13 protein-coding genes are annotated in these 12642 nt (G+C 69.3%); 3 read left to right on the top strand and 10 right to left on the bottom strand.

Going from position 1 to position 12642, the window contains the following annotated elements; all coding sequences use genetic code 11:
• From L3Q65_RS23415 to L3Q65_RS23385, 7 genes are all read right to left on the bottom strand, one after another.
• Positions 1-480 (bottom strand): nitroreductase family deazaflavin-dependent oxidoreductase, encoded by a 480-nt coding sequence (locus L3Q65_RS23415; protein WP_182893954.1) that lies wholly within the window; start codon positions 478-480, stop codon positions 1-3.
• Positions 481-1311: 831 nt separating this feature from the next.
• Positions 1312-2046, bottom strand: a complete 735-nt coding sequence (locus L3Q65_RS23410) for a thioesterase II family protein (RefSeq protein ID WP_182893955.1) — start codon at positions 2044-2046, stop codon at positions 1312-1314.
• A 26-nt stretch (positions 2047-2072) separates the two neighbouring features.
• Positions 2073-3191: an exo-alpha-sialidase gene (locus L3Q65_RS23405; protein ID WP_237600808.1), complete on the bottom strand. Its 1119-nt coding sequence runs from the start codon at positions 3189-3191 to the stop codon at positions 2073-2075.
• 121 nt (positions 3192-3312) lie between these two features.
• Complete coding sequence (locus L3Q65_RS23400) at positions 3313-4359, bottom strand: AAA family ATPase (protein WP_237600807.1); 1047 nt, start codon at positions 4357-4359, stop codon at positions 3313-3315.
• 49 nt (positions 4360-4408) lie between these two features.
• Entirely contained in the window at positions 4409-5446 is a 1038-nt protein-coding gene (locus L3Q65_RS23395; RefSeq protein WP_182893958.1) for an aliphatic amidase, read from the bottom strand.
• Between the two features lie 24 nt (positions 5447-5470).
• Positions 5471-6097, bottom strand: coding sequence for an AmiS/UreI family transporter (locus tag L3Q65_RS23390; protein WP_237600806.1), 627 nt, complete (start codon positions 6095-6097; stop codon positions 5471-5473).
• A gap of 88 nt (positions 6098-6185) precedes the next feature.
• Positions 6186-7256: a substrate-binding domain-containing protein gene (locus tag L3Q65_RS23385; RefSeq protein ID WP_182893960.1), complete on the bottom strand. Its 1071-nt coding sequence runs from the start codon at positions 7254-7256 to the stop codon at positions 6186-6188.
• Positions 7257-7351: 95 nt separating this feature from the next.
• On the opposite strand from L3Q65_RS23385, the gene L3Q65_RS23380 reads away from it, so the two are divergent.
• Positions 7352-7759, top strand: coding sequence for a MarR family winged helix-turn-helix transcriptional regulator (locus L3Q65_RS23380; RefSeq protein WP_220507986.1), 408 nt, complete (start codon positions 7352-7354; stop codon positions 7757-7759).
• Positions 7760-7815: 56 nt separating this feature from the next.
• On the opposite strand, the gene L3Q65_RS23375 is transcribed toward L3Q65_RS23380, so the two are convergent.
• Positions 7816-8562 carry a helix-turn-helix domain-containing protein gene (locus L3Q65_RS23375; RefSeq protein WP_237600805.1) on the bottom strand — a complete coding sequence of 249 codons (747 nt, stop codon included), beginning with the start codon at positions 8560-8562 and terminating at the stop codon, positions 7816-7818.
• A gap of 106 nt (positions 8563-8668) precedes the next feature.
• Between L3Q65_RS23375 and L3Q65_RS23370 the strand changes: the two genes are divergently transcribed.
• Positions 8669-9790 (top strand): CaiB/BaiF CoA-transferase family protein, encoded by a 1122-nt coding sequence (locus tag L3Q65_RS23370; protein ID WP_237600932.1) that lies wholly within the window; start codon positions 8669-8671, stop codon positions 9788-9790.
• On the top strand, positions 9787-10977 hold the full coding sequence (locus L3Q65_RS23365) for an acyl-CoA dehydrogenase family protein (protein ID WP_182893964.1): 1191 nt from the start codon (positions 9787-9789) through the stop codon (positions 10975-10977). The genes L3Q65_RS23370 and L3Q65_RS23365 overlap by 4 nt, the downstream gene beginning before the upstream one ends.
• Here L3Q65_RS23365 and L3Q65_RS23360 read toward each other — a convergent pair.
• Entirely contained in the window at positions 10944-12134 is a 1191-nt protein-coding gene (locus L3Q65_RS23360; RefSeq protein ID WP_237600804.1) for an MFS transporter, read from the bottom strand. The two genes, L3Q65_RS23365 and L3Q65_RS23360, sit on opposite strands and share 34 nt — an antisense overlap.
• Complete coding sequence (locus L3Q65_RS23355; protein ID WP_237600803.1) at positions 12131-12607, bottom strand: carboxymuconolactone decarboxylase family protein; 477 nt, start codon at positions 12605-12607, stop codon at positions 12131-12133. Before L3Q65_RS23355 ends, L3Q65_RS23360 begins: the two co-directional genes overlap by 4 nt.
• Positions 12608-12642: the final 35 nt, after the last annotated feature.

Below are 12642 nucleotides of genomic sequence, written 5' to 3'. Positions count from 1 at the left end.
TCAAGCAGCAGGGTTGGTGCGTTCCAGGAGGAAGACCCGGATTTCGCGGTGGGCGGCGCGTTCGGCGTAGCGGTCGTAGGCCGGCCAGTAGGAGGCGACGGCGTCCCACATTTCCTGTCGTTCGGCGTCTTTCAGGAGGCGGCCTCGGACTGGCACCGTGCGGCCGTGGACGGAGACTGTCGCGTCGGGGCGGGACAGGAGGTTTGCGGTCCAGGCGGGGTGGTGTTCGCCGCCCCAGTTGGAGCCGATCACTACGTATCCGCCGGAGCGTTCGACGTACAGCAGCGGGACCTGGCGTGGCTCGCCGGAGGTGCGGCCGATCGTGGTGAGCAGGAGGGTGCGCAATCCGACTGCCGCGCCTACGCCCAGGCGGCCGCCGCTGATGCGGAGGAGCAGGCGGTCGGCGGGCATCATCGCTTGGCCGAACGCGGCGAATGCCTTGCTGCGGCCCACCCCGGCGAACATCCTGCGCAATTCCATGGGGCGCAGCCTACGGGGCGGCAAGGGGCCGGTTGGGCGGCGGCTTGGGCGGACGAGGCGGCGAGGGGGCCAGGCGACAGCTTGAGGGGACGGCGCGGGGATGTGACGAGGGGCGAGGGCTAGCGGGGCGGCAGCTTGAGCGGACGGTGCGGCGACGTGACGCTGGCGGGGCGGCGGCTTGAGCGGGCGAGGCGGTGAGGGTGCGAGGCGGCAGCTTATGGGGAGGGCGCGGGGATATGGCGAGGTGGCAGCTTGTGGGGAGGGCGCGGGGATATGGCGAGGTGGCAGCTTGTGGGGAGGGCGCGGGGATATGGCGAGGTGGCAGCTTGTGGGGAGGGCGCGGGGATATGGCGAGGTGGCAGCTTGTGGGGAGGGCGCGGGGATATGGCGAGGTGGCAGCTTGTGGGGAGGGCGCGGGGATGCGGCGAGGTGGCAGCTTGTGGGGAGGGCGCGGGGATGCGGCGAGGCAGCAGCTTGAGGGGACGGCGCGGGATATGGCGAGGGGGGAGGCTGGCGAGGCAGCGGCTTGAATGGACGGTGCAGGCGGGGCGGCAGTCGTGCGGGCGTGGCCGGGCGGGACCGGTTGGCGAGCGGACGGGAGTTCGGGCGGCGATATGGCAAGTGGAGCGGGCGGAAGTGTGCCGAAGCCGGGCGGTGGGTGCCGATGGAATGCCGTCGGTTCGCGCGCCGATCAACGTCTTTGGCGGACAGACCTCGGAGGCGCTGATGGTTGGGCGGCGGCGGGAGGAACGTCAGCAGTTCGGCTGAGTCGCACAGCAGGCTGTCCGGTAAGGAATTGCACAGCGGGGAGGACCGGAACGAGTCGAGGAGTCAGCGTCCGCTCGTGGTCAGTTTCAGGAGGGCGTCGGTCAGCGCGGCGGCGTGGTCCACCAGGTAGAAATGGCCGCCCGAGTAAGTGGTCAGGGTGAAATCGCCGCTTGTGTGGGACGACCAGGCTTGGACGTCGTCCACCGGGGCGTGCGGGTCGGCGTCTCCGGTGTGGGCGTGGATGGGTGCGGCTAGCGGGCCTGGGCTCGGGCGGTACGTCTCGACGGCCGTGTAGTCCGCGCGCAGGGCTGGGAGGAACAGTTCTCTCAACTCGGGATCTCGCAGCACCTTCGGGTCAGTGCCGGCCAAGCCTTCGATCTCGGACAGCAAACCGTCGTCGTCTTGGAGGTGGACTTGTTCGTTGACCAGGCGGGACGGGGCTCGGCGGCCGGAGACGACCACTGCTTCCGCGGGGGTTCCTCTTGACTCCAGGCGCAGCCCTACCTCGTAGGCAAGGGTCGCGCCCATGCTGTGGCCGAACAGGACTACCGGGAGGTCCAGCCACGCCAGGAGGGCTTGGGTGACGCCGTCTGCCAGTTCTTCGATAGTGCGCAGAGGCGGTTCGGACATTCGGTCCTGGCGGCCGGGGTATTGCACTGCCAGGACGTCGACGGCCGGGGACAGCGATTTCGACAGCGGGTGGAAGAACGGGGCTGCGCCGCCTGCGTGCGGGAGGCACACCACGCGGGCGGGGGCGTCGTCGGCGGGATGGAAGCGGCGTAGCCACGGGTCCGTCATGCGGGCGATTTTACCGGGGAAGCCCGTCAGGAAAGGGGCAAGCGGCGGAATTCGATCTTCTCGTACGCGCTGGTGACGCCGGTTTCGAACAGGACTCCGACGGTGAAGCGGTCCGGTTGTACCAGGTCGGAGTAGCCGGCGGGGGCGTCGGCGAGAACGGTGGACGGTTGCCAGGTTTTGCCGCGGTCGGAGCTGGTCCTGAGTTGCATCGTGCGGCGGACCGACGGATCAGAGGGGCCGGAGTAGAGCAGGACGCGGCGGTCGGTCGTTTGCAGGACGCTGCCTTCTACCTTCGGGCCGGACAGGGCCGGCTGCGCTTGGTAGGGGCGGGTCAGGGTGCGGCCGCCGTCGGTGCTGTAGGCGTCCAGGCGATGTTCGGGGGCTGAGCCTTGGTTGCGGCTCGAGAAATACACCGTGCCGTCGGGTAGTTCGGTGGCGGTGGTTTCGTTGGGGGCGAGGACGCCGTCGGTCGGGTCGTCGGTGAAGCCGATGTGCCAGGTGCGGCCGTTGTCGTCGCTGTAGAGGTCGTGGCCGCCGTAGTACTTGGCTTCGGTTCCCGCGTCGGCGGAACCTGCGGGCGGGGCGCTGGAGTGGTTGGCGGGGACGATGATTCGCCCGGCGTGGCGGCCGTGGCGGAGGAGGGTGGCGTGGCCGGGGGCGGTGGCGTACCAGCGCCAAGTTGACAGTTTTGTCGTGGCGGTGATGTCGCGTGCCTGGGTCCAGGTGCGGCCGTTGTCGGGGCTGCGTTGGACGAATACCCGGCGGGCGTCCTGAGGGGACACGGTGCCGGACATGATGGCTTTCTCGCTGACGGGTCCGTTGTGGACAGTCAGCAGCACCAGGTCGCCGTTGCGGGCTGCGACGGGGGTCGGGTTGCCCGCGGTGGCTTCGCCGTTGCTGTCGACTACGCGCAGGTCGCCCCAGGTGCAGCCGCCGTCGCGGGAGGTTTTGGCGACGGTCTGGATCGCGCCGGAATCACCGGGGGAGTCGCGGCGGCCTTCGGCGAAGGCGATCAGGGAGTTGTCCGCCGCGCGGACCGCCGCGGGGATGCGGAAGGTGTGGTAGCCCTCGGTGCCCGAGACGAACGGGGTCGACGACGTGCAGCCGCCGCGTGCGCTGGCCTGCGGGGCCGGGATGACGCTCAAGATCGTTGCGGCGAGCGCAAGCGTGACTGTTCTCGGGAGCACTGGGGGACCGCCTCTCGCTCCGGACGTGGGATGTCCGACGTCCTATGTCCGGAGAACTTAGAGAGGCGGCCGCGCGGCGTCAAGACTCCGGATCGGTGGCGGTCGCGTGGACGGTTCCGGCCTCGGCGGCCGCGGTGATCCGCAGTGGGGCGGTGCCGGTCGGGCGCACGCGCATGATTTCCGCGGCTACTGGGGCGGCCAGGTGGGTGCGGAGGGTTCGGCGCAGGCCGCGGGCGCCGTAGACCGGGTCGAAGCCTTGATCGGCCAAAAACAGGACAGCGGATTCGGCTACCTGGAGATCGACGCCGCGGCGGCGGAGTCTCGCGCGCAGGAGGTCGGTTTCGAGGCGGGCGACTTGTTCGACGGTGGAGCGGCTGAGTTCGTCGAAGATCACTGTTTCGTCGATGCGGTTCAGGAACTCCGGGTCGAAGAACGACTGCAAGGCCCTGTCGACGACGGTGCGGCGGGTGTGGCCGCGGTCCAAGAGGGTGCGCCAGCGGGAACCGCGGCGGCGGGCGAGTTCTTTCGAGCCCAGGTTCGAGGTGAGGAAGACGAAGCTGTTGCGGAAGGAGATCTTTTCCTGGCCGTTCGCGAGACGCAGCATTCCGTTGTCCAGGACGCCCAGGAGGGCGCGCAAGACGGTGGGGTGGGCTTTTTCCACCTCGTCGAAGAGGACGATGCCCGGTGTGTACGGGTCACCCTCCACAGTGGACCGGTCGAAGACGGTGAAGGCTTCCTTGCTGCCCGCGTAACCGGGTGGGGCTCCGTTGAAGGAGGCGGCATAGTGTTCTTGGGCGAGGGAGTTCATGTCCACTCGGCACAGGTCGTCCGGGCCGGACCGCAAGGCGGCGGCTACTTGGCGGACCAGCTCGGTTTTGCCTACGCCGGTGGGGCCGAGGAGAAGGACTGTCGCGGGTGGACGGTCGGGTTCGGTCGCCCCCGCGCGGGCCAGGGTGATGGCCCGGACGACGGCGTCGATGGCTGGGTCTTGGCCCAGGACGCGGCTGCGCAGGCGTTGCGCCAGAGCATCGGGGGTGTCCGGGGCGGACGCGACGGGGGCGGCGGCCGGAGCGGCTGGCCGCCGGTTCCGGTTCTGGTCGTGGTACCTGTCGGTGATGAACGGCATGGTGTCCTTTCCCTGAACCGAAAAACCGGAACCGGCGGCCGGCGGAGGATCAGGCCTGCTTGGTCTTTTCCGCGGGCAGCTGGCCGACCGGGCACTCGGCCACGCCGATCGTGCTGCGCGTGATGGCCTCGACGTTCTCCTGTGCCTTCTGCGCGTCGGTGACCCACGTGCGGTAGAACTCGAACGGGCAGTCCGCGACGCCCTTGTCGCCGTCGCCGGCCGCGTGCACGCCCGAGTAACCGCGGTGCAGCAGCTTGAACAGGTGGTTCTGCGACTGGTCGTACTCGCGCGCGTCCCGGATCGCCGAAAGCGACAGCTGGGCGAACTGGATGCCGTATTCCTCCTCGCCGGTTTCGCCGAGCGTCCGGCCGTCGAAACCGATGATCGAGGAGTGGCCGAAATACGAGTACACGCCGTCGAATCCGGCCGCGTTGGCGACCGCGACGTAGCAGTTGTTGGCCCACGCCATGGCTTTCGCCATCAGCACCTGCTGGTCCTTCGCCGGATACATGTAGCCCTGGCAGCGGACGATCAGCTCGGCGCCCTTCATCGCGCAATCCCGCCAGATTTCCGGGTAATTGCCGTCGTCGCAGATGATCAGCGAGATCTTCAGGCCCTTCGGGCCGTCCGTGACGTACGTCTGATCGCCCGGGTACCAGCCTTCGATCGGGCACCACGGCAGGATTTTCCGGTACTTCTGCACGATCTCGCCGTGGTTGTCGATCAGCACCAAAGTGTTGTACGGCGGTTTGTCCGGGTGGTCCTCGTGCTGTTCGCCGGTGATCGAGAAAACGCCCCAGGTGTCGGCTTCGCGGCAGGCGGCGGAGAAGATCGCGGTCTCCTCGCCGGGGACGGTGGCCGCGGTGTCGTACATTTCCTGCTCGTCGTACATGATCCCCTGCGTCGAGTATTCGGGGAACACGACGAGGTCCATTCCGGGCAGGCCGCCCTTCATGCCGACCACCATGTCGGCGATCTTGCGCGCGTTGTCGAGCACCTCGGCCTTCGAATGCAGCCGCGGCATCTTGTAGTTCACGACCGCGACGCCGACCGTGTCCGGGCTCGAGGAAATGTCACCGTGTCGCATGGGATTTCTCCTTCAGATGGAGGGTCAGGCCGCGGCCGTGGCGCGGTCGTGGACGGAGCGGGGCTGGCCGCGGAACCCGAGCACCGCGGCGAGGGCGACGAGCAGGACGGCGGCCGCCGCCGCGATGAGAGCGGCGGTCGCGGTGGAGCGGTAGCCGCCGGTGAGCGCGAGGAACGCGGGCAGCGTGCAGGTCGGCTGGCTCAGCAGGACGGTCGTCCAGCCGGTGAACCGGGTCAGTTCCTCGCGGCCGAGCCCGAGCACGAGGAAGAACAGGCCCCACAACAGAGCCCAGGACAGCCAGATGACGCCGAACACCGGATCGTCCTGCCGCCAGAACGCCAAACCGGCGTACACGATCGCGGCGCCGGCGACGAACAGCGAGAACCAGCCGATGCCCTCGGGTTCGAGCCCGGCGAGGTTCGCGATCCCGACGTACAGATAGGTGAAGCCGAACAGGAACAGCCCGGACGCGCCGAGGATCGCTTCGGAATCCCCGTGCGCCTGGATGATCAGCACCGTCGGCGTCACGCACTGCAGCGCGCCCACGAACAGGTTCAGCGCGGCGGCCGACCGCGCGGGCACGCGCCCGAGCAGCATCAGCCCGTTGACCAGCAGTACCGCCCCGACGTAGAGCAGGCCGACGTTGTTCATCGCACGCTCCTCAGTTGGTACCAGATGAAATACTGTCAGGTGAAAATAAATGGGCGGACGGCGGTCGTCAAGAGCGGAGCGGGACGGGTCAGAGCCGGGTGATCGGATCGAAGTCGCAGCCTTGGGCGGCGGCGAGGTGCACGTGCTGGGCGGCTTGCTGGCCGTGGAATTCGACCGTGCCGCGCGGTCCGTCGTAGGCGACGCCGTCGATGGCGGCGTTGAAGGCGCGCATGTCCGGAGTGCCTGCCCGGCGGGCGAGTTCGGCGAGCGTGTGCAAGCCCTCGTAACAGGATTCGGCCGCGTTGTTGAGCGGCGGCGCGGCCGGGCCGTGCAGGCGGACGTAGCGGCCGAGCAGGTCCATCGCGTCCGCGGTGACGAGGGAACGGAAGTACGCGGCGGACGCGAAGAGGTTTCGGGTCGCCTCGGCTCCGCTGGCCAGCAGCATGTTTTCTTCCATCAGCGGACTGAAGCGCAGCATCTGCTCGTGAAGGCCGCGCGCGGCGAACCGGCGGTTGAACCGGACCGCGTCCTGTCCGACGAACAGCATCAGAACTCCGTCGCACGCCGAGGTTTCGACCCGCCGGACGAGCCGTGCCATGTCGCCCGAACCCAGTCCGACGAAGGCTTCTCCGGCGATCTGGAGATCGAGTTCCCTTGCGTAGCGCCGGATCGCGTCCGCGGAACCGCGCGGCCATACGTAATCGTCGCCTGCCACGAACCAGGTCCGAGCGCCGCAGTTGTCGCGCAGCCACCGCAGGGCGGGCTGGATCTGCACGCGCGGAACCTCGCCGGAACAGTAGATGCCAGAACGGCTTTCGCCGCCTTCGTAGAGCGACGTGTACACGTACGGAACGCGATCGGCGAGCACTGGCGCGAGCGCGTTGCGGACTGAGGAAATGTGCCACCCGGTGACCGCGTCGACCTCGCCCGCGTCGACCAGCCGGCGCACGGCCGACGCGACCTGGGCCGGGGGAGCGCCGCCGTCGACGACTTCCAGGGTCACCTCGCGCCCGAGGATTCCGCCCGCGTCGTTGAGTTCCCGGACCGCGAGTTCGCTGATCGCCTCGCACGAAGGCCCGAAAAGGCCCGCCGGTCCCTGCAGCGGGACAACCAGCGCGACGCGCAACGCGCTCGCGCGGCTGGCGACTCCGAGTCCCATGCCGGCTCCGGGCTTCTTTGCCGGTTGACTTGCTTCCATTTGAAAGTCTTACAATGCGGAGGCATTTGCGCAAGGGCGGAACGAGGGCGGGTGCGATGAGGCAGGCACAGGCGGCCGAGGCGTCGTTGATCCGCGCGCTCACCCGCACCGCACGGGCGGTCACGCTGCGGATCGAGCCGCTGCTCAAAACGGAGGGGCTCACCCTCGACGGCTGGCTGGTGCTGGACGCGCTCGTGGCTGGCGACGGACTGACGATGACTGAGCTGGCCGGGCGCACGCTGGTCACCGGGCCGACGTTGACTCGGGTGGTGGACCGGCTGGTCACCACCGCGGCGGCGTATCGCGAGGTGGACGCGGAGGACCGGCGGCGGGTGCGGGTGTATCTCGCGCCGCGCGGGCGCAGTGCGTATCAGCGGGCCTCGGCGAAGCTGGCCGAACTGGAGGAGGAGCTGGATCCGGGCGGCGAGGTGCTGGCGAAGCTCGTGAGTGTTGATCCCGGTTAGAACCGTGATTGCCGCGCACGACGTCGGTGGGCTGGGGTCGTGCGTGCTCGCGCCGGTCAGAACCCGCTTCGCCACTCACGACGGTGCCGCCCCAGCACCTCGATCAGTTCGGCTTTGCGGTTGGCCACTTCGGTGTGGCTGCCCATGATCCCGACGGCGGCGACGGTCCGGCCGTCCTCGACCACGGCGACGGACACGCCGTCGGCTTCGGTGGAAGCATTCGGCGCGGCGACCAAACCCTCGGCGCGGATGCGCGTCAGGTCCTGCACGAAGCGCTCGACCAGTTCCGCGTCCGCGGGCGGCAGCGCGCCGATCTGCGGCCACAGATCGCGGTTTTCCATGGCGGCCAGCAAGATCCAGCCGGTCGACGTGCGGATCGGCGACCGGCGCACGAACCCTTCGGCGAGGTAGGCGTACCGCGGGTCGTGCGAGGCGTAGTCGACGTAATAGAGGTCGCTGCCGACCATGATCGCCAGCACCGCGGTCATCCCGGTTTCGGTGTGCAGCGCTTCGAGATCCTCGTGCGACACCGTGGTGACGGTGGGGCGCCCGACCAGCCGGACGAGCAGGAACGGGGCCGGGCCGAGGGAGTAGCGGCGGTCGTGCTCGTCGAGGTAACCGGTGGCGACGAGGCCGTTGACCAGGCCCTGGATCGAGCTCATCGGCGCGTCGAGCTCGCGGGCGAACTCGGTGAGCGTGACCCCGTTCCGGGAGCGCGCGGCCCGCTCCAGGATGGTCGACACCCGGTCGATCATCCGGTGGTGCGGCCTCGGGCGGCCGTCCGGCGTGGGGTGCGTCGGCATCGGTGCTTTCTCTCCTCGGGTGATCGGGAACTCTACCCGGACCTGCGGGTTGCGTAAATACGTATTTTGATGCCAGTATGCGTAGCGAGGAGGTGCGCTCGTGAGCATGCCACTGGACGGTGTCGTCGTCGCGGACTTCAGCCGGGTGCTGGCCGGTCCGCTGGCGTGCGTGAACCTGGCCGACCTCGGCGCCACGGTGATCAAGGTCGAACGGCCCGGCTCCGGGGACGACACGCGCGGCTGGGGACCGCCGTGGACCGCGCACTCCAGCTCGTACTTCGAATGCGCCAACCGGTCCAAGCAGTCGGTGGTGCTCGACCTCGGCGATCCGGGCGACCTGGTGCTGGCGCGCGAACTCGCCCAACGCGCCGACGTGCTCGTGGAGAACTTCCGCTCCGGCGCCCTGCGGCGGCGCGGGCTCGACTACGAATCCGTCCGCGTGGGTAATCCCGGCATCGTGTACTGCTCGGTTTCCGGCTTCGGCGGCGACGCGGACCTGCCCGGCTACGACTTCCTCGTGCAGGCGATGGGCGGCCTGATGAGCGTCACCGGCACCGACGAACCGGCGAAGGTCGGCGTCGCGCTCGTCGACGTGCTCGCCGCGAAGGACGCCACCATCGGCATTCTCGCCGCGTTGCGGGCCCGTGAGCAGAGCGGACGCGGGCAGCGGGTCGAGGTGAATCTGCTGTCCAGTTTGCTCGGTTCGATGGCCAACCAAGCGTCCTCGTATCTCACGACCGGACGCGCGCCGCGCCGGATGGGCAACTCGCATCCGTCGATCGCGCCGTACGAAACGTTGCGCTGCAAGGACGACGTGCTCGCGTTGGCCTGCGGCAACGACGGCCAGTTCCGCCGGCTCGCCGAGGTGCTGGGCATTCCGGAACTGGCCGACGACGAGCGGTTCGCGACCAATGCCGAACGCGTGCACAACCGTCCGGAGCTGCGAGCCGCGCTCGAACAGCGGCTCGGCGCCGACACCGTGGAGGCGTGGGCGGCTCGGTTGACCGAGGCGGGCGTGCCCGCCGGTCCGGTCGGCGATCTCGCGGACGGGTTCAAGCTCGCGGAATCGCTCGGTCTCGCGCCCACCGTGCCGGTCGGCGACTCGCCGCCCCAGGTCCGTCACCCGATCGGCTATTCGGAGACGCCGGTCGCCCGCTACACCGCCCCGCCCCGGCTGGGGCAGCACAGCGACGAGATTCGCCGCTGGCTCGCAGAGGAGAAGAAATGAGCGCCACGAAGTCCCTGCCGCCGCTGGATCCGCGCGACCCCGCCGGGCTCGGCGACCTGTTCACCGAAGACGAGAAGGCGATCGCGGACGCGGTCCGCCGGGTCTGCGCCGACCGGATCGACCCGTACGTCGGCGACTGGTTCGAGCGCGGCGAACTGCCCGACGTCCGCGGCCTCGCCAAGGACCTCGGCTCGCTCGGGGTGCTCGGCATGCACCTGGAGGGCTACGGCTGCGCCGGGATGTCGGCGACCGAGTACGGGCTCGCCTGCTTGGAACTGGAGGCGAGCGACTCGGGCATCCGCTCGCTGGTGTCGGTGCAGGGATCGCTCGCGATGTTCGCGATCTGGAAGTGGGGTTCGGAGGAGCAGAAGCAGCAATGGCTGCCGTCGATGGCGGCTGGCGAGGCGATCGGCTGCTTCGGGCTGACCGAACCGGACGCGGGCTCGGACCCGGCCAGCATGCGCACCCGCGCGCGGCGCGACGGCGACGACTGGGTCCTCGACGGCCGGAAGATGTGGATCACCAACGGAAGCGTCGCCGACGTCGCCGTAGTGTGGGCGCAGACCGACAAGGGCGTGCGCGGTTTCGTAGTGCCCACCGACACGCCGGGCTTCTCGGCGCCGGAGATCAAACACAAGCTGTCGTTGCGCGCTTCGATCACCAGCGAACTCGTTCTGGACGGCGTGCGGCTGCCCGCGGACGCGGTGCTGCCGGAGGTCACCGGGCTGAAGGGACCGTTGAGCTGTCTTAACGAAGCCCGCTTCGGCATCGTGTGGGGTTCGGTCGGCGCGGCGCGTTCGTGCTTGCAGGCGGCGATGTCCTACGCCGAGGACCGCACGCAGTTCGGGAAGCCGATCTCCGCGTTCCAGCTGACGCAGCAGAAACTTGTCGACATGACGCTCGAGTACACGAAGGCGTTGCTGCTCGCGATCCACTTGGGACGGCGCAAGGACGCCGGGGTGCTGCGGCCGGAGCAGGTCAGCATGGGCAAGCTGAACAACGTCCGCGAGGCGATCGAGATCTGCCGCACCGCCCGTACGATCCTCGGTGCGAACGGGATTTCGCTGGAGTACCCGGTGATCCGGCACATGAACAACCTCGAATCGGTGCTCACCTACGAGGGCACCGTCGAGATGCACACGCTCGTGGTGGGTCAGGCGATCACCGGGCAGTCGGCTTTCCGCTGAGGTTTCCGCCGGGGGACGGCCATGGCCGCCAGCGCGGCGGCCGCGGCCAGCATCCCGAGCCCGGCGAGCGTCCAGCCGAGGAAGCCGAACGTCAGCACGAGCGGGACCAGCACGATCGGTCCGGTGATGCGGGCGAGCGCGGTGCTGGTGGCGAACAGTGCTTGGTATTGGCCCTGATGTCCTTCGGGGGCAAGGCTGAACGCGAGGTGCCAGGCACCGGCGGAGGCGGTCGCTTCGGCGAGGGTGAGCAGGAGTGCGCCCACTAGCGCCAGGACTACCGGGTGTGCTGAAGCGCCGAGCGAGCCGAAGACCGAACAGGCGGCGATGAGGAAGATTCCGGCTACCGCAAGGGATCGGCGTGCTGTGTGGGCGTCGCGTACCTGGCGGCTGATCGGCAGCTGGAGGAGCACGACGAGGACGGTGTTGGCCAGCAGCACCACCGCGGACGTCCATTGTGGAGCGGAACTGCGCGTGACTATCCACAGTGGAAGCGTGACGCTGAGGATTGGCATGGTCAGCTGGGTGACCGCGGCTAGCACCGTCAGGGTGACGTAGCGGCGGTCGCGCAGGGCTGGCCAGCCGGTTTGGCGTTCGGTGGGTGCGTCCGGCCCAGCGTGCAGGTACAGCGCGGTGGCGAAGACGAACAATCCGGCGTCGACGAGGAAAACGGTGACCGCGTTGGTTCCGGCGGCCAGGACGAGTGCGCCGATGCCGGAGCCCGCGCCGATGCCGATGTTGACGGCCGTGTGCAGCAGCGCGCGGGCCCGGACGCGGCCTTCGGGAGCCACCACGGTCGCGACGACGGCTTGGCGGCCCGCCGCGAGCGCGCTCTGCCCGCAGGCGAAGAGCGCGCACGCGGCGATGTACAGCGGAACGGTGTGCGCGACGGCGAACAGCAGCAGGCCCGCGACCGCAGCGGCGGTTGCCGCGGCGAGTGCGCGGCGGGCGCCGATCCGGTCCAGCAGCGTCCCGAACGGAACGGTGGTGGTCAGGCTCGTCGCGGCGCCGAGCGACAGCCCGAGCGCCACGATTCCCGCCGGCAGGCCGACCCTGGTGGTGAAGTGGACGGCGGACACGGCCAGCACCGCGCCGTCGCCCGCCGAGGTCAGGGCTTGGGCGGTGGCGAGCCGCCGGATCGCCGTGCGCGCGGTGGTCATGCCGGGCTGACCGACCAGCAGCGGGTCGTCACGCCGACCGTGTTCCACATGTTGATGGCGGTGATGAGCGAGAGCAGCGCGGCCGCGCCTTCCTCGCCGAATGCTGCGACGGCCTCGGACACGGTCGACTCGGGCACGTGCGTTTCGGAAAGGCGCGTGACGTCCTCGGTGAGCGCGAACGCGGCCCGCTCGGCCGCAGTGAACAGGCCGGATTCCGCCCAGACCGCGAGCGCGTCGACCCGCTGAGCTGTGACGCCTTCCTTGCGCGCGGCCTGCGAGTGCATGTCGACGCAGTACGCGCAGCCGTTGATCTGGGATGCGCGGAGGCGGACCAGTTCGCGCAGGGCCGGGTCGATGCCGGCGTGGTCGAGCTGCTGGGTGGCGGCGTCGTCCAAAGTGCTCATCGCACGGGAGAAAATCGGGGCCAGAGCGTCGAAATCGAGGCGCTGGGGGATGGGGATCGTCGTTGTCATGGACCTAGATTAGGTCGCGAATGGACCGGGTTCCC

Origin of the sequence: Amycolatopsis sp. FU40 (assembly GCF_021903635.1) — a bacterium.
Taxonomy (GTDB): Bacteria; Actinomycetota; Actinomycetes; order Mycobacteriales; family Pseudonocardiaceae; genus Amycolatopsis; species Amycolatopsis dendrobii.
The sequence above is the reverse complement of the archived record's forward strand: the minus strand, read 5'-3'. Positions and strand labels throughout refer to the sequence as shown.